Here is a 656-nt window from a genome sequence, read left to right as displayed (position 1 = left end):
AATGTAATTTTTCCCTCACTGATACACTCCAATATCCTTTGCTCACACTCATCTAATTCTATATTATATTGACTATTTTCTGCTCTTATTCCGAATTCATACAAAATATCATCAACTGAATCAATTAACTTTGCCCCTTCTTTAATTAATTTATTACATCCTCTACTTGTCTCCTTATAGATATCACCTGGGATTGCATATACATCTTTTCCTTGTTCTAAAGCACAGTTAACTGTAATCATTGAACCACTGTTAATACTTGCTTCTACAACCAAAACAGCCTTTGATAACCCACTTATTATTCTATTTCTTTCTGGGAAATTATAACCATACGGTTTAATATTTGGTAAATACTCTGTTAAAACACATCCGTTATCTATAATCCTATTTAATAATTTTATATTTTCCTTAGGATATATATTATCAAACCCTGACCCCAAAACAGCAATTGGCAAGTATCTCTTTTATTCCTTGTTCTACCCAAGGAAGTGAACCAACTGAACCTGCGACAGTTGATGTTTGATAATGTTCATCATAAGCCATGAACATCATATAATCTACTATATCTGCTAAAGCCTTTCTGTCATAAAATCTTGACCATGTATCAGATGATGAAGGCTTTGTTACGTCTATTGATACCTTTATTAAAGGATTGG

At 32.0% G+C, this 656-nt stretch carries 1 protein-coding gene and 1 pseudogene; both read right to left on the bottom strand.

All coding sequences use genetic code 11. The features are described from left to right. A partial coding sequence (locus TCEL_RS11470; RefSeq protein WP_198010687.1) for a DNA-processing protein DprA occupies positions 1 to 455 on the bottom strand: 455 nt, incomplete at its 3' end. After that, positions 424 to 656: pseudogene (locus TCEL_RS13890) on the bottom strand (hypothetical protein); the annotation flags it as partial. The gene TCEL_RS11470 and the pseudogene TCEL_RS13890, both read right to left, overlap by 32 nt.

It is taken from the genome of Thermobrachium celere DSM 8682, assembly GCF_000430995.1.
GTDB lineage: Bacteria > Bacillota > Clostridia > Clostridiales > Caloramatoraceae > Thermobrachium > Thermobrachium celere.
This window is presented reverse-complemented; position numbering and strand designations above follow the sequence as displayed.